Source organism: Alcanivorax sp. 24 (assembly GCF_004360225.1).
Classification (GTDB): Bacteria; Pseudomonadota; Gammaproteobacteria; order Pseudomonadales; family Alcanivoracaceae; genus Alloalcanivorax; species Alloalcanivorax xiamenensis.
The window spans coordinates 1-21,138 of sequence record NZ_SNUA01000010.1; the positions used below are offsets into that span (position 1 = coordinate 1).

The following is a 21,138-nucleotide window of genomic DNA, read 5'->3' on the forward strand; positions in this document are numbered from 1 at the left end:
GCCTTGAACTCACGGGAGAAGTGACGGCGACGTCGCGGTTGAGGTTGGGGCTGAGATACGCTTAACGGGTCCATCGATAGTGTCCACTAAGAAATAAGTGGACACTATCTTGAAGGCCGCAACCGTCGACTCAAGATGGGGTCGCCGGACGCTTACCCTACTTTTGGGCCCATGTGTACCCGAGGGCATAAAACCGCCTATGCACCGAAGGTGCCAGGCGGAGGCGCCGTAGGCATCGCGAAGCGATCACGAGCACGGCTCGTGACCTAAGTAGGTCATCGTCATACCCAGAGGGCACAAGGGCTCTTAAATACAAAACGCCCTGTCAGGCTACCTGACAGGGCGTTTTGCCGTGCGCCTTCTTTCGCTACAACTCGCCTGATCCAAAGCCGGCTGACTGGGATTTTCGTGCCAGCCCGGGAAGGCTGACGGATTTCCCGCGGATCCGTTAAAGTAAATTCCATGACAACTACAAAGAGTCGCTCATGTCTCTGACCACGCCCGCGCTTCTCTTCCCCGCCATTTCGTTGCTATTGCTGGCTTACACCAACCGCTTCCTGGTTTTGGCGCAGTTGATTCGCAAGCTGGCGGATGAGGAAAAGACGCACCACGAGGAAATCGCCACGCGTCAGATTGAGTTGTTGCACAGGCGAGTGGTGTTGACCCAGCGAATGCAGGTGGCCGGGGTGCTCAGTTTTCTTCTGTGCACACTGTCGATGTTCGCGCTCTATCTGCATCAGGACATGCCGGGGGTGGTGCTGTTCGGAGCCAGTCTGATCAGCCTGTCACTGTCGTTGATCTTCTCGCTTTGGGAAGTTCTTATTTCCACCAATGCGCTTAATGTGCAGTTGGAGGCGCTGCGACGTCCCAAACCCTGATTACGAAAGCAATGACGTGTCGGGGGGCAGGTGAACCCGGAGCGCGCCAGCATGTACCTTTATATCAAAGCGGGTGTCTTCCAGCGGCTCGCCATCCAAATTCAGATACATTGCTTCGGGGGTGCGGATTTCCATCGACGCCAGGCGAGCGCGGACGAACAGGCCTTCCTGGTCACCGTTTCCGTTGGTGCCGTTGCCGGAACTGAATAGGCCCCGGAGTCCGGACATCAGATCCATCTGTGCTGGCAGGATGGCCACATCCATCAGACCGTCGTTAATCATGGCGTCCGGACACAACTTCTGGCCACCTCCCGCCTGCCGGCCGTTACCGACCCCGAGGGCCATGAACTCGCCTTCCCATTCAAAGTCCTGGCCCTGGAAGTGGCCCTGCGCGGTCCGGATCTCGGTAAAGCGGGTGAGACCAGTGAGCAGGTAGGCGGCACCACCGAGCATGGATTTCAACTCCTCCGAGGTTTCCGTGGTCACTTCCGTGCCGAAGCCACCGGTGGCCATATTGAGAAAGTAATGGCCGTTGACTTCGAGCACATCGATGGCGCTAGCGGGCAGATCAAGCAGCGCCAGCGCATCCTCCGGAGGCACGGGAATGTTCGCGGCGGTGGCGAAGTCGTTGGCGGTTCCGAGCGGTAGAATGGCCAGATTGGCCCCGCCGCCGTTTTTCATCAGAGCATCGGTGATGTCGCGCACCGAACCATCGCCACCACCGGCGATGACGGTGTCGTAACCGGCTTTCAATGCTTCCTCTACATACCTTTCGGCGTCTCCGCCTTCCCAGGTGACCCGAACATCAAGTTGGTATCCTTGTTCACGACGGGCCAAGACCGCCTGACGCACCTCATCATTGGTGGCTTGTTTACCGTGAAGGATCAAAACCGCTCTAGCGCTTGCCATGGGCACTCCTTGCAATGGACAAAAAACAGCCACCGGATCGCCGGATGGCCCGCCACTCATTCTATTCCAGATTGGTTTAGACGGAACCGTGGGTCTCACCATGACGCCTGCCCGTCAATAGCTTAAAGCTATTGGGAAAATAACATCATCTTCCTTTTTTCATTTATGAGAATGGTTATCATATACAAATGATGGTGGAGGTGTCCCATGGTGAAGACATTCAGTTTCGGCATTATGCATATCAGTGTTGCGTTTCTTGTGGTGTGGGCCATGACTGGTGACTGGCGCATTGGTGGCGCCACGGCGTTGGTGGAACCTTGTGTGAATACGGTGGCCTACCACTTCCACGAGAAGATCTGGAAACGCTGGCAGCGCCGCCGGGCCCCTCGGGAAGAGGAAACGGCCGCTCTGGCTGCTTGATAGACCCTTTGTTTACTGGGTTCCGGGGCTTGGTTTAAGCTACGCCCCGGTAAACAAAAACAAAGGATAAGTTACTGTGTGGAATCAAGGGGATGATCTGGACGCCATCCGCCAGGTGGTTAATCAGGTGCTGGACGCTCATGCCGAGGACGAAGGGGGCTCCCGCTCGCCGGCGCGGGCGGAAATTCTGATTCATTCCGTGCAGGTATTCGCCCTGCGCGGTGTGGAGCGCACCACGGTGCAACATCTGTTGAGTGCGGCGAAGGTGTCACGGCGCACTTTCTATAAGTACTTCCGTAACAAGGTAGATGTGTTGGAGAATATCTACCGCATCTTCATCGACAATATGCTGCTGCATTTCCATCATGAAATGCGCCAGGCCCGCTCAGTGCAGCAAATCATCCATAACACCACCAAAGTCTACTTTGATTACCACATCAGCATGGGGCCTGTGATCAAGTTGATGATGGAGGAAGCGCGCAGCTCCAATTCGGCGTTGGCGCCGCACCGGGACCGCGCTCAGACCATCGCCGCGGAAGTGCTCACCGCCGAAATCAATCGGCTTACCGGCCGCGATTTCGACCCCCTGGTGATGCGGACCATGCTGTGGATTCTGGAAAGCTATTCGCTATATGTTTTTGAGGGCGGGGAGTTCAGTGAGGAGCGCCTGCATCTTTGCCAGCGCACCATGATCGGGATCGCGGAATCGGTGATCCTGGGCCAGGAGGCCACTCCAGGGACGCTGAAGCGGCAGCCCTGACCCGGCACCGGCTGTTACAGGTACTTGATCTTCTCCAATTGCTCTTCCAGACGGGCGAGCTGGGAGCGGTAGTCGTCGAGTTTGGCTTTCTCCTTGGCGACCACGGCTTCCGGCGCCTTGTCGACAAAGGCCGGGTTTTTCAGTTTGCCTTCCGCGCGCCCCACTTCCTTGCGCAGTTTGTCCACCTCCTTGGTGAGGCGGTCGATTTCCGCGTCCTTGTCGATCAGACCAGCCATCGGCACCAGGATTTCCATGTCGCCGACCAGGCTGGTGGCGGAGGCCGGCGCGGAATCGTCGGCGTTGAGCCAGTTGATGCTGTCCAACCTGGCCAGGCGGCAGAGGAAGTTGTGGTTGGCTTGCAGGCGACGCAGGTCTTCGTCCTTGCCGTTGTGCAGGTACACATCCAGAGTGCGGCTGGGAGGAATGCGCATTTCGCCGCGGATGTTGCGGATCGCGGTGATCACCGCCTTGATCCACTCGATATCCTGCTCCGCTTGCTCATCCACCTTGTCCTGTTCGGGCCGGGGGTAGGGTTGCAGCATGATGGTGGAGTCCTTCTCCTTCCCGCCCGCGGCGGGTGCCTTGCCGGCCAGCGGTGCCACCTTCTGCCAGATTTCCTCGGTAATGAAGGGCATGAACGGATGCGCCAGACGCAAAATCGCTTCCAGTACCCGCACCAGGGTGCGGCGGGTACCGCGCTTTTCCGCTTCAGAATAATCGTCGCTGTAGAGCACCGGCTTGGACAATTCCAGATACCAGTCGCAGTACTCGTTCCAGATGAATTCATAAGCGGCGTGGGAGGCGACATCGAAACGGAACTGATCCAGCGCCTCGGTCACTTCGCGCTCGGCCCGCTGCAAAGCGGAGATGATCCAGCGGTCCGCCAGTGACAAGGTGGTTTCGCCCTCCGTTGCATCGATAGCACAGTCCTGGCCCTCGGTGTTCATCATCACATAACGGGCCGCGTTCCAGATCTTGTTGCAGAAGTTACGGTAGCCTTCGATGCGGCCCATGTCCCACTTGATGTCACGGCCGGTGGAGGCCAGCGACAAGAAGGTGAAACGCAGCGCATCGGTACCGTAGCTGTTGATGCCTTCGGGGAATTCCGCCCGGGTACGTTTGCCGATCTGCTTTTCTTTCTGTGGCTGCATCAGCCCGCGGGTGCGTTTCTCCACCAGACTGTCCAGATCGATGCCATCGATCAAATCCAGCGGATCGAGCACATTGCCCTTGGACTTGGACATCTTCTGGCCTTCGGCATCCCGTACCAGGCCGTGCACGTAGACCTTTTTGAAGGGCACCTCACCGGTGAACTTCAGCGTCATCATGATCATCCGCGCGACCCAGAAGAAAATGATGTCGAAACCGGTAACCAGCACGCTGCTGGGATGGAAGGTGCTCAATTCCTCGGTCTGCTCCGGCCAGCCCAGGGTGGAGAATGTCCACAACGCGGAACTGAACCAGGTATCCAGTACATCCTCGTCCTGGCTGAGCAGGCGATCATCGAGATCATGGGCGGCGCGGACTTCCTCCTCGCTGCGTCCCACATAGACATTGCCGTCCTCGTCGTACCAGGCGGGGATGCGATGTCCCCACCACAGCTGCCGGGAAATGCACCAGTCCTGCAGGTCACGCATCCAGGAAAAGTACATGTTCTCGTAGTTCTTTGGCACGAACTGGATATCGCCATTTTCCACCGCCGTGATGGCCGGTTTGGCCAGGCTTTCCACCGCCACGAACCATTGATCGGTGAGATAGGGCTCAATGACCACGCCGGAACGATCGCCGCGCGGTACTTGCAGCGTGTGATCGTCAACTTTTTCCAGCAGGCCCAGGACATCCAGGTCATCCACCACTTTCTTGCGCGCCTCGTATCGATCCAGGCCGCGATAGGCTTCCGGCACCTGGTCGTTGAGGTGGGCGTCGATGGTGAGGATATTGATCATCGGCAGATCGTGCCGTTTGCCCATTTCATAGTCGTTGAAGTCGTGGGCCGGGGTGATCTTCACGCAGCCGGAGCCGAAGTCCGGATCCACGTAGTCGTCGGCGATGATTGGAATCTCGCGGTCGGCCAGCGGCAAGCGGATGGTCTGGCCAACCAGGTCCTTGTAGCGCGGATCCTCCGGGTGCACCGCCACGGCGGTATCGCCGAGCATGGTTTCCGGGCGGGTGGTGGCCACCACCAGATGGCCGGAGCCATCGGAGAGCGGGTAGCGGAAGTGCCACAGATGACCCTGCTCTTCCTTGTTTTCCACTTCCAGATCGGAGATGGCGGTATGCAGGGCCGGGTCCCAGTTCACCAGACGTTTGCCCCGGTAGATCAGGCCTTCCTCATAGAGGCGCACGAACACTTCGCGTACCGCGTTGGACAGGCCTTCGTCCATGGTGAAGCGCTCACGGGTCCAGTCGACACTGGCGCCCATGCGGCGCAATTGGCGGGTGATGGTGCCGCCGGACTCCGCCTTCCATTCCCAGATTTTCTCGATGAAAGCATCGCGGCCGAGATCGTGGCGGTTCTTGCCCTCGGCGGCCAGACGCCGTTCCACCACCATTTGAGTGGCGATGCCGGCGTGGTCGGAGCCCACCTGCCACAGCGTGTTGCGTCCCTGCATCCGGCGGAACCGGATCAGGGTGTCCATGATGGTGTCCTGGAACGCGTGGCCCATATGCAGACTGCCGGTCACATTGGGCGGCGGGATCATGATGGAATAGGCATCACCCTGGCCGGAAGGGCGGAAATAGCCCGCATCCTCCCAGGTGTTGTACCAGGCCTGCTCGATACGATCGGGTTGGTAGGTCTTGTCCATGATCTCCGCTGTCTTTCATCGCAAAAACGAAAGGCGGATTATACCGGAACCGGGGCCTGCCGTCAGAGGTTGTGGGTTTTCAGTGGAAAGCCCCTTTCCCGATAAAAACGGAACCGCTCACGGCCGCCCTCGCGCTGCCGCGGGTCGCCGGTGATCATCTCGGCGGCCCGTTCAAAGCGGGTGACGAAATCCGGTACCGCCGCCGCCAGATTGATCAGCACGTCGTGGTGACTGCCCGGGTCGTCGCCAAAGCCCAGCACCACCGGTGCCGGGCCCTCCCCGAGCAGGGAATGGGGCAGGAAGCCCGAAGCGGGTTGCGCCCAGAATTGCTGATCCAACGCCTGGGCATGGGGCTCGTCCTGGCAGTGGACGTAGATCTGGCGCCCCTGGCGCCAGGCCTTTTCCGCGATGCGCCAGGCGAGGGCGTCACGCACCCCCGTTCCGGCTTGCTCGGTGATGTAAAACAAAACCTCGGTCAATGTCTCAGCCCTTGCCGGCCAGATTGATCAGATAGCGGGTCAGCATCGGTACCGGACGGCCGGTGGCCCCTTTGTCCTTGCCGCCGCTGATCCAGGCGGTGCCGGCGATGTCCAGATGCGCCCAATTCACGTCCCGGGCAAAACGATGCAGGAAACAGGCCGCGGTGATCGAGCCGCCCTTCGGGCCGCCGATGTTCTGCATGTCGGCGAAGGGGCTGTCCAACTGGCTTTGGTAGTCCTCCCACAGCGGCATCGGCCAGCCCCGGTCGCCGGTATCCTGGCCCGCCTCCAGCAGTGACTCGCGCAGCACATCGTCGTTGGCGTACACCGCTTGGGCATGACTGCCCAGCGCGACCACGCAGGCGCCGGTGAGAGTGGCGATGTCGATGACGGTGTGCGGCTTGTACTTCTGCTGCACATAGGTGAGGGCGTCGCACAGCACCAGGCGGCCTTCGGCGTCGGTGTTGAGGATTTCCACGGTTTGTCCGGACAGCGTTTTGACGATATCGCCGGGACGGGTGGCGCCGCCGTCGGGCATGTTTTCCGCCGCGGCCACCACGGCCACGAGATGGATAGGCAGGCCCAGCTCACAGACGGTTTTGACGGTACCGAAAACGCTTGCCGCGCCGCCCATGTCGTATTTCATTTCGTCCATGTTGGCGCCCGGTTTCAGGGAGATGCCGCCGGTATCGAAGGTGATCCCCTTGCCAACCAGGGACACCGGCTTGCCGGCGGCGCCTTTGTACTCCATCACGATGAGGCACCCTTCCCGGGTGCTGCCCTTGGCCACCGCGTGGAAAGCCCCCATGCCCATCTTCTCCGCCTGGGCCTGAGTGACGATCTTCACCGTCAGCTTGTCGTATTCCTTACCCAACGCCTTGGCGCGCTCGGCCAGATATTCCGGATAGCAGTCATTGGGGGGCATATTGCCCAGATCGCGTGCCAGAGCGGTGCCGGCGGCCACGGCCCGGCCTTGCTTGAGGGCCTGGCGCAGGGCGGCATCGCGTTGCGCGTGCCAGAATGTCAGCTTACGCAGGGTGGCAGCCTGGGCCGGTTTGCTGCGGTAGTCGTCGAACCGATAGCAGGCTTCTTCCGCTACCCGGGCTCCTTCTCGTACCCGCCAGCCCAGTTCACGGGCAACCTTGACGGTGTTCAGCATCAACACTGCTTGTTTCACCGGAGAAGCGAGCAATTGCCTGGTGGCGCCAGTGACCAAACGCTGCCAAGCCTGGCCGTCGAGTTCGGTCTTGTCACCGCAGCCCACCAGCAGCAAACGGCGGGCTGCGACGCCCGGTGGATTGTGCAACCAGCTGACCTGACCCTGTTTGCCGGAAAAATCCCCGGCTTTGATGAACGCCTGCACCGATGCGCGGGTCTCATCGGGCAGGGCTTCCGGTAGGGTGGAAGCGCTACCGAGTGGCAGAACCAGACAATCTGCTTTCAGTTTCGGCAGGGCCGAGTGGCTAATTGCGTACTCCATGCTCTCTCCTGAGTTACAATGCCGCACACTGCAAAGATGGAACAGGTGCGGGCGGGACCAACGTTGATACTACACCGCTACATAAATCGTCAGGTATTCGTGACCACGGTGCTGGTGACCTTCATTTTGGTGATGGTGCTGGTCAGTGGTCGCTTTATCAAGTATTTGGCAGAGGCCGCCGCCGGTCAGATCGCGGCGGACGCTCTGTTTCTGGTGATGGCGTTCCGGTTGCCGGAATTCCTGCAAATGATTTTGCCGTTGAGTTTGTACATCTCTTTGTTGCTAGTGCTGGGACGTATGCACATGGACAACGAGATGGTGGTGTTGCAGGCCGGTGGCCAGGGGCACGGCCGCATCGTCCGCTCGCTGGTGGCGCCGATATTGGTGGCGGTCAGCGTGGTGGCGCTGTTTTCACTGTACGTCACGCCTCGGGGCGATGCCGAAGTCAACCGTATCTTCGAGGAGCAAAAAGGGCGTTCGGTGCTGGAACTGCTGACACCGGGGCGGTTCCTGGTGCGCGGTTCGGACGGCAGTCAGCGTGCCACCTATGCCGAGAGCCTCAATCGCGAGGACGGTTATCTGGAGAACGTGTTCGTCGCCGATGCCCGGTTCGATGATTCCCAGGCCGGGCGCGTACTCACCGTCTGGGCCCATACCGGGCGGTTGGTGCAGGATGAGAACGGTATCAACTACCTGGAGTTGCGCGACGGCTACCAATACCAGGGCAAACCCGGTGACGCGGATTATCAGGAAGTCGCGTTCGAGAAGGCACGGGTCCGTATCGGCAGTGAAAACACCTCGAGCCGGCCGCCCAAGGTAAGAGGGCGCACCACTGGTGAATTGCTGGAGAGCCCGAACGACAGTCAGGCGGTGGCCGAGCTGCAATGGCGCTGGTCACTGGTATTGACGGTCCCGATCATGTGCCTTGCGGCTATCCCGTTGGCCAAGGTGAACCCGCGTCAGGGACGTTTCCTGCGAATGATTCCGGCGGTGCTGGGGTACATGCTGTACGTCGGCCTGCTGCTCACCATGCGAAGCTGGATGGCGGACAGCGGCGGCGAGCGACCCTGGTATTACTCGATGATCTGGATCCACGCGCTAGCGGCGGTGGCGGTGTTCTTCCTTTATTACGGTGATCGGTTGTGGCGCCGCGGGAGGCACTCATGAAATTGCTGAGAGGCTATTTCTGGCGGGTAGTTTTGATTCCGTCGCTGGCCATTGTCGCCATTATCATCGCCCTGGACTGCTTGTTCAGCTTCGTGTACGAACTGGAGTTTCTGCGTGGCGGCTATCAGGCGCTGCAGGCGTTGCAATTCGTGCTCACCACGGTGCCGCGCCGTTTCAACGAATACCTGCCGCTGGCGATTCTGCTGGGCACCCTGATCGGCCTCGGGCTGATGGCCAACAACGGCGAACTGGCGGTGATCCGTGCCGCGGGCATCTCCACCCTGCGAATCGCCTGGATGGTACTGCGGCCGGTGATCTTCCTGATGCTGCTGTCGGTGCCGGTGGGGGAATACCTGGCTCCATACTCGGAGCAGGTGGCGCAGAGTAATCGCTCGTTGCAGGAAGGCGGCGGTGAAACCATTCGCAGCAAATACGGCTATTGGCACCGCGAAGGGGATGAGTTCATCCACATTAACGCGGTGCAACCCAACGGCGTGCTGTACGGCCTGACCCGCTACCGCTTCGACGAGGAGCACAAACTGGCGGAAAGTCTGTATGTGGCGCGGGCCATCTACCAGGGGGATTCCTGGGCTCTGGAAGGTGTGCAGGGGACCCGCTTTCAGGGGGAGCGCACCGAGACATACCGTGAGGAGCATGGCATCTGGGAGACCAGCCTCAAACCGCAATTGCTCAGTATCGTGGTGCTGGACCCGGCCCGGTTGGGGATGGCCAAGCTGCTGGAGTACGCTTCCTATCTGAAGCGGCAGGGGCTGGAAACGGCGGACTACATGTTGTCATTCTGGCAGAAGCTGCTGATGCCCGCCGCCACCATCGGCATGGTGCTGATCGCCATTTCCTTTGTCTTCGGCCCGTTGCGGGAAGTGACCATGGGGCTGCGGGTGGCCGCCGGGGTTGTGGCCGGCCTGATTTTCCATTACGGGCAACAGTTCTTCGGTCATTTGTCCCTGGTGTTCCGCACCGAGCCGCTGCTCGCCGCCGGCCTGCCTCCGGTGCTCTGTCTGATACTGGGCGTCTGGTTATTGTTACGAGTGCGGTAACCACCATATCCACGGCATAATGGCTGGCATTGTCCGGCGAGATTGGTATACTCGCCGGCCGACGACTTGATGCAGGTTGTCGCCATCCCTTGCCAGAGTGGTGGAATTGGTAGACACGACGGATTCAAAATCCGTTGCCTTCGCGGGCGTGCCGGTTCAAGTCCGGCCTCTGGTACCAAATTCGTAGGTGCGCCAAGACACCTCTAAATCTTGGCAATTTGCCGCCGGGGACTCATCCTCCCCGGCTTTCTTTTGCCTGCGATGTTTTGGCGCTATCGTGCGTTCCTACCGTAAGCTTCCCCGTCAAGTAGACACTGAAAAAGTAGAACTCTGGGCTTGGTGTAGGGCCTCGGCGGGTGTGAGCCCGCCCAGGCTGTCGTGATCGCATTCTTCGTTGTATTCTAGCATCCAGGCCCAGCTGATTTCCCGGACCTCGTCCAAATCGCGGAACAGCCAAGTATCCAGTACCTCTTGCCGGTAACTGCGGTTGAAGCGCTCAATATACGCATTCTGGTTCGGCTTGCCGGGCTCGATGTAATCCAGAAGAACCTTTATATCGGCACCACTCGGTGAACACTTCACCCAGGAATTCCGGGCCATTGTCGGTTCTCAGGATGTTCGGCAGCCCACGCTCTGCCTTTAGCTGCTCGAACACGCGCACCAGCCGCCGGCTGGGCAGAGACGTATCAATTTCAATCGCAAGGGCCTCCCGGTTGAAGTCGTCCAGCACGTTGAACGTGCGGAACCGGAGGCTGCTGTACAGGCCGTCGCTCATAAAATCCACCGACCAGACCTGATTCGGCTGAGTCGGAACGAATAACGGCAAGGGATCGCGTTGGGGCAGTCGTTGCTTCGTGCGGCGCCGCCGGTTCAGGCCCAGCCGGCAATACACCCGATAAACCCGTTTGTGATTCCACCCGTGGCCCTGCCGTCGAAGCCGTCGAAACAGCTTCCAGAACCCCAGGCCCGGCTTCGATTCCGCCAGTTCCGAAAGCGCGTCAATCACTGTTTGATCGCGCTCGCGCCAGTCCGTCACGGGTTTGTACCAAGCCGCCCGGGGCAGGCCGGTGCACCGGCAAGCGGCTCGCACCGAGAGCCGGTGTTCTTCAGTCAGATAACGCACCGCTTCGCGCTTCTCGGGCGGTCTTAGAGCTTCTTTTCGATCAGATCCTTCATGGCGCTGTTTTCCAACGCCATGTCGGCATACAGCCGTTTCAGCTTGGCGTTCTCCGCCTCCAGCTCCTTGAGGCGCTTCAACTCCGAGGCGCCCAGGCCACCGTACTTCGATTTCCACTGGTAATAACAGGCCGAACTGATGCCGTGCTTACGGCAGACCTCTTTCACCGGCAAGCCCGCCTCCGCCTCGTTCAGGATCGACACGATCTGGGTTTCCGTGAATCGGGATCGTTTCATGGGACCTCTCCTCATTGGCTCATTGTGCCAAATTTCCACTTCGGAGTGGTCTACCTAGTGGGGGAGCTTACGCCTTCGCCTATCTGAAGGATGTGCTGACCCGATTGCCGACGCAAAAGAACAGCGCCATCAACGAACTCCTGTCTCACAACTGGACGCAGGCCTCCTGACAAGGCGGGTTCGGCGGACGCTTACCCTGCACCAACCGTACCGCACGCTCTCGAACCTCGGGGGAAAACTCGTTTTACTTGTTCATGGCTCCATTCTCTCAGATGCTGGAGCCTCCTCAAAACACGGGGCGGTTCAAACCCCGGGTGGCCCGCTTTCACCTGGGCGGCGCTCAAGTGTCCCGCAGGCTCAACGGAAGCGAAGGAGTATTGCCAGTACGGAGCATGCGACCGAGCAGCTCAGCCATGCCTTCGGCAAGTTGTTGGGAGGTCCAGGGCCCATCGCGTTTGTACCACTTGGACACCCACGCCATGGCGCCAATCAGGGTGAAGGTGGCGAGCGCCGGGTCACAGGGGGCGATGGAGCCATCGTCGATGCCATACTGGACCTGCTCTCTGAGGCTGTGTTCAAGATTTCTCCGTAGCGCGCGCACCTCCACCGCCTGCTCTTCACTCAAGGCACCGTCTTCCAGATAGAGGAAGGTCTCGATCTGTGACCGGGTGACGGACGTCAGGTAGAGGCGGACGATGGCGCGCACACGCTCAAAGCCGTTAGTACCTTCCTCGATGCCACCTTTTACCGCCTTGCTGGTGGCCTCGGCGGACTTGATATGAATTTTATAAAGCAGGTCGCCTTTATCCTTCACATAATGATAAAGAGCACCCTTGGTGAGCCCCAGCTCCTCGGTGAGCATGCTCAGACTGGTGCCATGGAACCCGTAGCGGTTGAAAAGCTTGGCGGCGGTTTCGAGCAGGATTTTCTCTCGCGCTTCCCGTTGCTCTTCAAGAGTCTGGACGCCTCCGCCCCAGGATCTGCGTCGGCCTTTTGTGGTTGTTGGCTGGGTCTTGCTCATGCTCTGCGTCCGTTTCAGGTGTCTTGTAGACTCAGTTCGGGAAGGTTTTAAGGTTCGTCCGGCGCCGGCTCAAGAGATCGCGAACCATTCCGACGATGCCTTCGCGGAACAGCAAAACGCAACCCATGAAGATAAGCCCCTGAATGATGGTCACCCAGGCGCCATAGGGCGCCAAAAGGTACTGCATGGCAACGACGATCAGGGCGCCAAGCGCGGGGGCCCACATGATACCAAGCCCGCCAAGCAATGCCATTAACACCACTTCACCGGAAAGCAACCAGGAGACGTCCGTCAAGGTCGCTATCCCGAATACGAAGACCTTGAGGGAGCCCGCCAGGCCGCTGAAACCGGCGGAAATGACAAAAGCCATCTGCTTGTATCTGACGACGTTGTAGCCCAGTGAAACGGCACGGTCCTCATTGTCCCGGATGGCTTTGAGGGACTGGCCGAAGGGACTTCGGGAAATACGCACCAGAGCAAGCATGGCGAGAGTGAAGATGGCCAGGATGGTATAGGAAAGAGCCAGATTCGAGGAAATGTCGATGACCCCGAGGAGCGGGGGCCTGGGGATGGACTGAATGCCGTCCTCACCGCCGGTGAAGGGGGTCTGCAAGGCGATGTAGTAGACCATCTGGCTGAGAGCCAGAGTGATCATGGCAAAGTAGATGCCCTTGCTGCGCACGGCGACCAGGGCAAAGAGCCAGCCGAGAAACAAAGCGATCAATACGCCGCAAGCCACCGCCAACTCAAAGGTGAGCCCCCATTCCTTGGCGGCGTAACCCGCCACATAGGCGGCGGAGCCGAAGAAGGCGGCATGGCCGAAGGAAAGCAGCCCGCCAAAGCCGAGCATCAGGTTGAAGGCGCACGCGAACAGCATGAAGACCAGCACGTTCATCAGCACCACCGGGTACACGAAGAAGGGCATGATGATCGCGGCGGCGAGGGCGCCGGCCCAGATAGCCTGGGTTTTTCTGGGAGAAATCATAGGACAGCACTCATTTTCCGAACAGACCATTGGGGCGGGCCACCAGCACAAGGGCCATTACCACGAAGATCACGAGATTCGAAGCCGGGGGATAGAAAACCTTGGTCAGCCCCTCGGCGATGCCAAGCATGAATCCGGTGATGATCGCGCCGCCAAGGGAACCCATGCCACCGATCACCACCACCGCGAACACGGTGATCATCAGGTTTACACCCATGTGCGGGTTAACCTGATAAAGCGGTGCCGCCAACACGCCGGAGAGTGCCGCCAGGGCTACCCCGGCACCGTAGGTGAGGGTGATCAGCAAGGGCACATTGATACCGAATTGCTCGACCAGGGCGGGATTCTCCGTGGCCGCGCGCAGGTAGGACCCGAGTTTTGTCTTCTCCACCACGAACCAGGTCGTCAGGCATACAGCCAGTGAAAAGACAATCACCCAGCCCCGGTAAGTGGGGAGGTACATGAAGCCCAGGTTAAGCGCTCCCTGAAGCGCCTCTGGTACGCTGTAAGGCTTGGAAATGCCACCTAAGATTTCATGCATGGTGCCTTCGATGAACAGCGCCAGGCCAAATGTGAAAAGCAGGCCGAACAGATGATTAAGGGAATACAGCCGGGAAATGAACGCTTTCTCAAGCATAACCCCGAGCACACCAACCATCAGCGGCGCCAGCACCAAAGCCAGCCAGTAATTCACGCCCAGCCACTGCATCAGCAGCCAGGTGGCGAAGCTTCCCAGCATGTAGAAAGCCCCGTGGGCGAAGTTGATGATATGCAGCATGCCGAAAATCAGCGCGAGACCGAGGCTGAGCATGGCGTAGAAAGAGCCATTGACCAGGCCCAGAACGAGCTGCCCCAGCAAGGCCTGGGATGAAATGCCTACTATCTCGAACATGTCAGACTCCCAGCATAGAGTTTATCTGTTCTTTGTTTCGCAGGGCGTACTCGCGGTCGAATGAAGCCACCACCTCGCCTTGATCCAGCACATAGAAGCGGTCCGAGACTTTCAGGGCGAAGTTGAAATTCTGCTCGACCAGGACCACCGTCAGGCCCTTGGCTTTCAGTTCCAACAGCAACCGGCCGATCTGCTTGACGATTACCGGGGCAAGCCCTTCCGTGGGTTCGTCCAGCAGCAGAAGCCGGGCACCGGAGTAAAGAAGGCGGGCGATGGCCAGCATCTGCTGCTCACCACCAGACAGTTTCGTGCCGATGCTGCCGCCACGGTCCTTGAGTTTGGGAAACAGCTGGTAAATGGCGTCCAGCGACCAGGCCGCGTCTCCGGTCCGGGGTGGCAGGGTCAGGTTCTCCCGCACGGTAAGGCTTGAAAAAATACCGCGCTCTTCCGGGCAATAGCCAAGACCTTTACGCCCGATCCGGTATGCCGGCAGCTTTGTGATCGGCTCGCCGAAAAACCGGATGTGGCCTTCGTAATCATCAAGCAGCCCGGCCATGGCCTTGAGCGTGGTGGTTTTTCCCGCTCCGTTGCGACCCAGCAAGGTGACGACTTCATGCTCTTTGACGGTCAGCGACACGTCTTTCAGCACATTGATTTCACTGTAACCGGCGTTCAACCGGGAGACTTCGAGGACCGCCTTATTCATCGTCGTCACCCGCGCCCAGGTAGGCTTCCATCACCCGTGGATTGGTGGAGACTTCTTCATAAACGCCCTGGCAGATGACCTGGCCGGCTTCCAGTACCGTGACGGTGTCCGACAGGGAGCGGACCACGTCGAGGTTGTGCTCTACCATCACGATGGTCCGCCCCTGCCTGATTTCCTTGATCAGATCCGAGATCGCGGCGATATCCTCTCGTCCCAGGCCGGCCATGGGCTCATCGAGCAACAGCACGGAGGGGTTCATGGCGAGAGTAGTGGCGATTTCCAACGCCCGGCGTTTGCCATAGGGAAGACTGCCGGCCCGCTGCCCGGCCTCTGCCGCGAGCCGGGTGCAGGCCAGCAGGTCCATGGTCTCGTCGCGGTGGGCCTGGAGCGCGCGCTGATGACGCCAGAAGTTGAAGGACAGGCCCTCCCGTTTCTGAATGGCGATTTCAACGTTCTCGATACAGCTCAGTTCGGGGAAGATCGATGAAATCTGGAAGGAGCGTACCATGCCCCTGCCGGCGACCTCGGCCGCTCTCAGGGAGGTGATATCCTCTCCCCGGTAATAGATTCGTCCACTGGAGGGCGTCAGAAACCTTGTAATCAGATTGAAACAGGTGCTTTTGCCCGCCCCGTTCGGGCCGATCAGAGCGTGAACGGCGCCTTCGCGAACGTTGATATCCACGTCGGAGATCGCGCAGAAACCGTGAAAGCGCTTCGTCAGCTTGCGTGTTGACAGAACATAGTCGTTCATCTTTATAACCCTGAGGTGGGTGACGGAGGGGGCGGCGCCCCCTGACCGTGGGGGGTTACCGGATGAGGCGGCAGTTACCCTCATCGAGCGGACGGAAGGCTTCTTCGCCGGGGATGGTTTCCACCAGCTCAAAGAGGTCCCAGGGATGATCGGCGTCCTCCGGGGATTTAACCTTCACCAGATACTGGTCATGAATCATCCGACCGTCCCGGCGAATGTATCCTTCGGCGAACCAGTCGTTGACCGGCAGCTCCTTCATGGCCCGTGCGACCTTGATCCCCTCATCCGTGCCGGCCTTCTCAACCGCCTTCAGGTAGTGAGTGGTATAGGAGTAAGCGCCGGCCTGGGCCATTGAGGGCATGGCGTCCATGCGTTCGAAATAGCGCTTGGACCAGGCCGCGCTCTGTTCGCTTTTGTTCCAGTAAAAAGGAGAGATGAGCATGGTGCCGGCGGCAATCCCGGCGCCAATACCTTTAATGTCCGGGATCATGACGAGTGGGGCGAAAGCGCTTTTGCCGGATTGCTGAAGACCGAATTCCTTCGCCGTCTTGATAGCGTTGGCGGCGTCGCCGGCGGCACTTGCGAACACGACGACATCCGCGTTCGAGGACATGGCCTGCATGATGTAGGAAGAGAAGTCGTTGGCACCCAGCGGGTGCTTGACGGACCCGATGACCTGGCCGCCGTTCTGCTTCACGAAGTGGGTGATGGCGTCTTGGAGCTGTTGGCCAAAGGTGTAATCAACGGTGATGAAGTATACTTTCTTCCCGATGTTTTCCGTGATCGCCAGCGCGGAGGCCTTGGCCATGGAATAGGTGTCGTAGATATAGTGAATGCCGGTCGGTGAGCAGTTCTCCCCGGTCAGCCTTGCCGTGGCCGCGCCGCCACCGATGATGATCTTGCCTTTCTCTCTGCCAATTTCCTGCACCGCAAGAGCAATGGAAGAGTTGGGCAAATCAACAATGGCGTCGACGCCTTCGCGGTCGAACCAGCGGTTGGCGACGGCGGTGCCAACATCCGGTTTGTTCTGATGATCCGCGCCGATAATCTCGATGGGCGCGCCAAGCACCCGCCCGCCGAAGTCCTCGGCAGCCATCCGGGCTGCTTCCAGGGAACCGGCTCCGGCGGCGGGCGCGTAGACTCCGGACATATCGTTGAGAACGCCGATTCTGACCGCGTTTTCGGACACCGCCGGATTGGTTTGCGCGACGCAGGTGCCGCTGGTCGCCAGGGCAATCGCCGCGATTTTCAGTATGCTCTTCGTTTTCATGGTCGTTACCTCGTTTCGATTATTGTTATCGGCAGGTCCGCTTCCGGTAGAATCCGGTCGAAAAAGAAGCGTCCGATTCTGATTTTGTTCTGGTGGAGCGGGGACTCTCCGTCATCATTGGCGGCGGTGAGCAGACGGGCCCAGGCGGAGCCGCTGAGCAACAGGTAGAACGCCTCGAGGAAGCCACAGAAATCCGCGCTGACATCCCGGTCGTCGTTCTCCATTCGTTCGATGAGAATTGATGCCGCGTTTTTGATCCTGCCGTTCAGGTCGATCAGGGCTCTGGCCTGCATCGGGAAGTCCGCGAACCGGCCCAGGCGCAACGCACTGGCGGCCACGGCATCAAGGATTTCCTCGAACCGGGCACATTGTTTGAGAAGCTTGCGCTGGACCAGATCCCTGGCCTGGATCGCGTTGGTGCCTTCATAGATGGAGGCGATGCGGATGTCCCTGGCAAGTTGCTCGATACCATTTTCATGCACATAGCCATGGCCGCCGAGTATTTGCATACATTCATTGGCGACACCCCAGCCCAGCTCGGAGAGGGCGTACTTTAAAACCGGTGTATAGAACCCAAGGCGTGCCTGGACGTCATCGGCTTCGCGCTCACACTCGGTCACATCGGCGAGATCAAGCAGCAGGCAGGCATCGTAGACCAGTACTCTGGCGGCGGTGATGCGTGCTTCCATGTCCATGAAACGGCGCTGGATATCCGGATGCTGTATGATGGGGTGGGGTGGCCGGGGAAGCGCGGCCCGCTGCCACGCAGCCTTGCCCTGCCGACGCTCGCCGGCATAGGCGAGGGCCTTTTCGAAGGCTTCCTGCGCGATCCCCAGGCCCTGCAGCCCCACCGAGATCCGTGCTGCGTTCATCATGGTGAACATGCACGAGAGACCGTCACCCTCGTTGCCCACCAGCCAGCCCTCGGAGCCATCGAAAGCCAGGGAACAGGTAGGTGAGCCATGGATGCCCATTTTGTTCTCGATACCCAGGGTTTGAACCTGGTTGGGCCGCCTGGAGCCGTTCTCTTCGAGCCATTTCGGGACCAGGAAAAGACTCAGGCCCGCCAGACCACTGCCGCGCTCCCCGGATCTGGCCAGCACCAGATGGACGATGTTGTCGGTGAGATCGTGGTCGCCCCAGGTGATGAAAATCTTGTTGCCGGAGAGCCGCCAAAGCCGCTCTTGTGGATCTCGCCTGGCGGTGGTCTGGATCAGGCTCAGGTCTGTGCCGCAGTTGGGCTCGGTGAGGCACATGGTGGCCGTGCATTGGCCGGCCACTACTTTTTCCAGAAAGCGTGCTTTAAGCTCATCGCAACCATGCCGGTGAAGAGCCTTGTAGAAGCTGAAGTTCAGATCGTGCAAAAGCCCAAAGGCGAGGCTCTTGCCATTCAGGGTCTCGCGCAGAAAAGCATGACAAAGATGGGGCAGGCCCTCGCCCCCGAATGCCGGGCCACAGGCCAGACCATTCCAGCCATGGCCGCAGAAGCTCCGGTAGACTGGCTGCATCGCCTCCGGAAGCCGCACCGCGCCCTGGTCCAGAGTCGCGCCCTGCTGGTCGAGAAGTGGGTTGAGAGCGCCGATGGTTGGAGCCATTGAGACGTCGAAGTGCGCGGCGATACCGGTAAGGTCGGAGACCTCCACCTGTTTCGCCGCGCAGACGCGCTCCAGGCTGTCGCGATTCAGAACCCGTCGGACAATAAAGTCGCGTTCGTGTTGTTTGTCCATGCCGGTGGCCTCACGCCTGGTCGGTTTTCAGGGAATAACCCTCGAACCTGCGACGCAGCTCCAACTTGGACAATTTCCCGGTTGCCGTATGCGGCAAGTCATCCACCACGATGATTTCGTCGGGAATGCACCACCGGGCCACCTGTCCTTCATAGATCGCCTTGATATCGTCCGGATTGGCCTCCGCATCTTCCTTGAGAACCACGCACACTACCGGGCGCTCTCCCCATTTGCTGTGCTTAATGGAGATGCACGCGGCTTCCGCCACGCTCGGGTGGCCCACGGCGATGTTCTCCAGCTCGATGGAGCTGATCCATTCACCGCCGGACTTGATCACATCCTTGGTCCGGTCGGTGATGATCAAGTAGCCTTCCGGATCGATGGCGGCCACATCACCGGTTTCGAACCAGCCGTCCTCAGTAAAGGATTCCGGCGAGGTGTCCTTGTAATAGCTGCCCACGACCCAGGGCCCCTTCACCTGCAAGGCGCCGATAGCCCGGCCGTCGTGGGGCAGAACATGGCCGGCCTCGTCGACAATGCGCAAATCCACGCCAAACAGAGGGCGGCCTTGCAGGGCCTGTAATTGGTAACGCTCCTGCGGAGGCAGGCTGGCCTGGTGGTTTTTCAAGGCCCCCAGAGTGCCCACCGGGCTCAGCTCGGTCATTCCCCAGCCGTGCATGACTCGTACGTCGTACCTTTCCTCGAACTGATGGATGATCGCCATGGGCGCGGCGGAGCCGCCGACCATCATGCGCTCGACGCTGTTGATCGACAGTTCGTTGCGATTGAGGTAGTCGAGCAGACCGAGCCATACGGTGGGCACGCCGGCCATCAGGGTCACTCGCTCATCGTTGAGCAGGCCATGCAGGCTGGGACCGTCCAGCGCGTAACCGGGCAGGACCAGTTTGGCGCCGTTCATCAAGGCCGCGTAGGGGATGCCCCAGGCATTGGCGTGGAACATGGGGACCACGGGCAGAATACTGTCCCTCTGGCGCACACAGAGCCAGTCGCCGCCGCTCACGGAAAGGGCATGGATAAGGGTCGAGCGATGACTGAACAGGACGCCCTTGGGGTTGCCGGTGGTACCGGAGGTGTAGCAAAGCGCGCTGGCCTGGTTTTCGTCGAGCTCGGGCCAGTCGAAGCTCGCGGCTTCATCGGCGATGAAGGATTCATAGGTCTCCGGACCGTTACCCGCCGCTGCTTCCGGCTCGTCTTCGCAGAGCACGATGTAACGTTCTACGGTCTCGAAGGTGTGCTTGAGTTCCATCACCTTGTCATGGAACTGGGGATCGAAGAAAAGGAATCTGTCCTCCGCATCGTTGGCGATAAAGGTCAGTTGCTCATCGAAAAGGCGTGGATTGATGGTGTGGCAGACCGCGCCGATACAGGAAGAGGCGTAGTAGATTTCCAGATGGCGGTGGTCGTTCCAGGCAAGTGTCGCGATGCGGTCACCGGACCTGACGCCGGCCTTCACCAGGGCATTGGCTAACTGACAGACGCGGCGATAGAACTGCTCGTAGCGAAGGTGGTGAACTTTATTATCCGATGTTCTGGAGACGATTTCCGAGCCAGCATGGAACCGCTGCGCGTGCTGGAGGACCCCGGTGATCGTCAATTGGTCTTGCATCATCCGGCCGTAAAGCATGACAGACTCCCGATTGTTATTTGTGCTTTTTGTGTTGTATGCGAAAAAGCCGCCCAGGCTTGGGTGCGACCTCGTGACAATCCTTGCTCTTTTTTTTCGCCGGACCGCTGTTGGCTCGGGCGGGCTCGGTTTCGAGCATGCCTTGGCGCTAAGTGAACAAACGGTCAATATATATTACAAGTGTTTAATATATCGAAGGCTAGTTCAGTTCCGACCGAAAGGCAAGTGGCCCGGCCCGCCGGTGGAGCGGGCCGGAGACGGTGTTCTCGGGCTCAGTCTTTATTCTTAGGTGGGTTCGTGGTGACGGGCTTGCCAGTATCGGCGTGACCACCTGCCAGGCCGGGCCCACCCTCCTATAATTGGGTGGGCGAGGGCACCCACCGCGGATCGCGCCTTGGCTCCGCCAGGAGCTTCTGGTGCTTTAGTTCTATTGCTGGGGCCGTAAGCAAATAATTAGCACCTAGGGCGCGTGCATTGGGGGCACATCGATGAGCTGGCTGAACAATCTGTCCGTGCGGCTGAAAATTCTTTCCGTCGCGGCGCTGAGCATCTTGCTTTTTCTCGCCTATTTTTTTCAGCTACTACATCGCGCAAGTCAATATCCACTACCTTGAACGGGTGGGAACCACGATTTTCCAGTGTTGGAGCTGGTCAACGCCAATAATGTGGAATTCCGGGCGATCAGCCATGCCGTCAACGCCGCCGTGTCCTGGGCGGAGGTGGATTCGCCGGAGGAAGCCCGGGAGCGTTCCGACCGGTTCCTGGAATGA

The 21,138-nt window shown here is 59.5% G+C and carries 18 protein-coding genes, 1 tRNA gene and 2 pseudogenes; 8 read left to right on the top strand and 13 right to left on the bottom strand.

Annotated elements, in window-relative coordinates; genetic code table 11:
- Positions 1-485: 485 nt before the first annotated feature.
- A complete protein-coding gene (locus E0L37_RS13850) occupies positions 486-878 on the top strand; it encodes a DUF2721 domain-containing protein (protein ID WP_133492315.1) in 393 nt (130 codons plus the stop codon).
- On the opposite strand, the gene yegS is transcribed toward E0L37_RS13850, so the two are convergent.
- Positions 879-1,787: a lipid kinase YegS gene (yegS, locus tag E0L37_RS13855; protein ID WP_133492316.1), complete on the bottom strand. Its 909-nt coding sequence runs from the start codon at positions 1,785-1,787 to the stop codon at positions 879-881.
- Between the two features lie 207 nt (positions 1,788-1,994).
- On the opposite strand from yegS, the gene E0L37_RS13860 reads away from it, so the two are divergent.
- Positions 1,995-2,207, top strand: a complete 213-nt coding sequence (locus E0L37_RS13860) for a DUF2061 domain-containing protein (RefSeq protein WP_133492317.1) — start codon at positions 1,995-1,997, stop codon at positions 2,205-2,207.
- A 76-nt stretch (positions 2,208-2,283) separates the two neighbouring features.
- The gene (locus E0L37_RS13865; RefSeq protein ID WP_133492318.1) at positions 2,284-2,967 is read left to right on the top strand and encodes a TetR/AcrR family transcriptional regulator; all 684 of its coding nucleotides are present in this window, start codon (positions 2,284-2,286) and stop codon (positions 2,965-2,967) included.
- Positions 2,968-2,981: 14 nt separating this feature from the next.
- On the opposite strand, the gene E0L37_RS13870 is transcribed toward E0L37_RS13865, so the two are convergent.
- The 3 genes from E0L37_RS13870 to E0L37_RS13880 all read right to left on the bottom strand — a co-directional run bounded on the left by E0L37_RS13870 (position 2,982) and on the right by E0L37_RS13880 (position 7,733).
- A complete protein-coding gene (locus tag E0L37_RS13870; RefSeq protein ID WP_133492319.1) occupies positions 2,982-5,774 on the bottom strand; it encodes a valine--tRNA ligase in 2,793 nt (930 codons plus the stop codon).
- A 62-nt stretch (positions 5,775-5,836) separates the two neighbouring features.
- A complete protein-coding gene (locus tag E0L37_RS13875; RefSeq protein ID WP_133492320.1) occupies positions 5,837-6,253 on the bottom strand; it encodes a DNA polymerase III subunit chi in 417 nt (138 codons plus the stop codon).
- A 4-nt stretch (positions 6,254-6,257) separates the two neighbouring features.
- Positions 6,258-7,733, bottom strand: a complete 1,476-nt coding sequence (locus tag E0L37_RS13880; RefSeq protein WP_133492321.1) for a leucyl aminopeptidase — start codon at positions 7,731-7,733, stop codon at positions 6,258-6,260.
- Positions 7,734-7,751: 18 nt separating this feature from the next.
- Here E0L37_RS13880 and lptF point away from each other — a divergent pair, with 18 nt between their 5' ends.
- The 3 genes from lptF to E0L37_RS13895 all read left to right on the top strand — a co-directional run bounded on the left by lptF (position 7,752) and on the right by E0L37_RS13895 (position 10,136).
- Complete coding sequence (gene lptF, locus E0L37_RS13885) at positions 7,752-8,900, top strand: LPS export ABC transporter permease LptF (protein ID WP_236563956.1); 1,149 nt, start codon at positions 7,752-7,754, stop codon at positions 8,898-8,900.
- On the top strand, positions 8,897-9,958 hold the full coding sequence (gene lptG / locus E0L37_RS13890) for an LPS export ABC transporter permease LptG (protein ID WP_133492322.1): 1,062 nt from the start codon (positions 8,897-8,899) through the stop codon (positions 9,956-9,958). Before lptF ends, lptG begins: the two co-directional genes overlap by 4 nt.
- Before the next feature lie 91 nt (positions 9,959-10,049).
- Positions 10,050-10,136 (top strand) — tRNA-Leu (locus E0L37_RS13895).
- A 125-nt stretch (positions 10,137-10,261) separates the two neighbouring features.
- Here E0L37_RS13895 and E0L37_RS13900 read toward each other — a convergent pair.
- Positions 10,262-11,371: pseudogene (locus E0L37_RS13900) on the bottom strand (IS3 family transposase).
- Positions 11,372-11,445: 74 nt separating this feature from the next.
- Here E0L37_RS13900 and E0L37_RS21925 point away from each other — a divergent pair.
- Positions 11,446-11,541 (top strand): annotated as a pseudogene (locus E0L37_RS21925) (transposase domain-containing protein); the annotation flags it as partial.
- A gap of 170 nt (positions 11,542-11,711) precedes the next feature.
- Here the strand turns inward: E0L37_RS21925 and E0L37_RS13910 are convergent.
- The 8 genes from E0L37_RS13910 to E0L37_RS13945 are packed head-to-tail and all read right to left on the bottom strand — an operon-like array spanning position 11,712 to position 20,368.
- Positions 11,712-12,392 carry a TetR/AcrR family transcriptional regulator gene (locus E0L37_RS13910; protein ID WP_133492323.1) on the bottom strand — a complete coding sequence of 227 codons (681 nt, stop codon included), beginning with the start codon at positions 12,390-12,392 and terminating at the stop codon, positions 11,712-11,714.
- Positions 12,393-12,423: 31 nt separating this feature from the next.
- Entirely contained in the window at positions 12,424-13,377 is a 954-nt protein-coding gene (locus tag E0L37_RS13915) for a branched-chain amino acid ABC transporter permease (RefSeq protein WP_133492324.1), read from the bottom strand.
- 10 nt (positions 13,378-13,387) lie between these two features.
- Positions 13,388-14,269, bottom strand: a complete 882-nt coding sequence (locus E0L37_RS13920) for a branched-chain amino acid ABC transporter permease (RefSeq protein ID WP_133492325.1) — start codon at positions 14,267-14,269, stop codon at positions 13,388-13,390.
- Between the two features lies 1 nt (position 14,270).
- Positions 14,271-14,975: an ABC transporter ATP-binding protein gene (locus tag E0L37_RS13925; RefSeq protein ID WP_133492326.1), complete on the bottom strand. Its 705-nt coding sequence runs from the start codon at positions 14,973-14,975 to the stop codon at positions 14,271-14,273.
- A complete protein-coding gene (locus E0L37_RS13930; RefSeq protein ID WP_370450548.1) occupies positions 14,968-15,732 on the bottom strand; it encodes an ABC transporter ATP-binding protein in 765 nt (254 codons plus the stop codon). The genes E0L37_RS13925 and E0L37_RS13930 overlap by 8 nt, the downstream gene beginning before the upstream one ends.
- A 49-nt stretch (positions 15,733-15,781) precedes the next feature.
- Positions 15,782-16,996, bottom strand: coding sequence for an ABC transporter substrate-binding protein (locus tag E0L37_RS13935; protein ID WP_133492328.1), 1,215 nt, complete (start codon positions 16,994-16,996; stop codon positions 15,782-15,784).
- 5 nt (positions 16,997-17,001) lie between these two features.
- The gene (locus tag E0L37_RS13940; RefSeq protein ID WP_133492329.1) at positions 17,002-18,723 is read right to left on the bottom strand and encodes an acyl-CoA dehydrogenase; all 1,722 of its coding nucleotides are present in this window, start codon (positions 18,721-18,723) and stop codon (positions 17,002-17,004) included.
- 10 nt (positions 18,724-18,733) lie between these two features.
- Positions 18,734-20,368, bottom strand: a complete 1,635-nt coding sequence (locus E0L37_RS13945; protein WP_133492330.1) for a long-chain fatty acid--CoA ligase — start codon at positions 20,366-20,368, stop codon at positions 18,734-18,736.
- 638 nt (positions 20,369-21,006) lie between these two features.
- Here E0L37_RS13945 and E0L37_RS21865 point away from each other — a divergent pair.
- Positions 21,007-21,138 (top strand): hypothetical protein, encoded by a 132-nt coding sequence (locus E0L37_RS21865; protein WP_255433155.1) that lies wholly within the window; start codon positions 21,007-21,009, stop codon positions 21,136-21,138.

Coding starts and splice junctions, on each gene's coding strand:
- E0L37_RS13860 (WP_133492317.1), top strand. CDS start 1,995: ATGGTGAAGACATTCAGTTTCGGCATTATGCATATCAGTGTTGCGTTT.
- lptF (WP_236563956.1), top strand. CDS start 7,752: ATGCCGCACACTGCAAAGATGGAACAGGTGCGGGCGGGACCAACGTTG.
- E0L37_RS13920 (WP_133492325.1), bottom strand. CDS start 14,269: ATGTTCGAGATAGTAGGCATTTCATCCCAGGCCTTGCTGGGGCAGCTC.
- E0L37_RS13880 (WP_133492321.1), bottom strand. CDS start 7,733: ATGGAGTACGCAATTAGCCACTCGGCCCTGCCGAAACTGAAAGCAGAT.
- E0L37_RS13935 (WP_133492328.1), bottom strand. CDS start 16,996: ATGAAAACGAAGAGCATACTGAAAATCGCGGCGATTGCCCTGGCGACC.
- E0L37_RS13925 (WP_133492326.1), bottom strand. CDS start 14,975: ATGAATAAGGCGGTCCTCGAAGTCTCCCGGTTGAACGCCGGTTACAGT.
- E0L37_RS13910 (WP_133492323.1), bottom strand. CDS start 12,392: ATGAGCAAGACCCAGCCAACAACCACAAAAGGCCGACGCAGATCCTGG.
- E0L37_RS13850 (WP_133492315.1), top strand. CDS start 486: ATGTCTCTGACCACGCCCGCGCTTCTCTTCCCCGCCATTTCGTTGCTA.
- yegS (WP_133492316.1), bottom strand. CDS start 1,787: ATGGCAAGCGCTAGAGCGGTTTTGATCCTTCACGGTAAACAAGCCACC.
- E0L37_RS13940 (WP_133492329.1), bottom strand. CDS start 18,723: ATGGACAAACAACACGAACGCGACTTTATTGTCCGACGGGTTCTGAAT.
- E0L37_RS13870 (WP_133492319.1), bottom strand. CDS start 5,774: ATGGACAAGACCTACCAACCCGATCGTATCGAGCAGGCCTGGTACAAC.
- E0L37_RS13915 (WP_133492324.1), bottom strand. CDS start 13,377: ATGATTTCTCCCAGAAAAACCCAGGCTATCTGGGCCGGCGCCCTCGCC.
- lptG (WP_133492322.1), top strand. CDS start 8,897: ATGAAATTGCTGAGAGGCTATTTCTGGCGGGTAGTTTTGATTCCGTCG.
- E0L37_RS13945 (WP_133492330.1), bottom strand. CDS start 20,368: ATGCTTTACGGCCGGATGATGCAAGACCAATTGACGATCACCGGGGTC.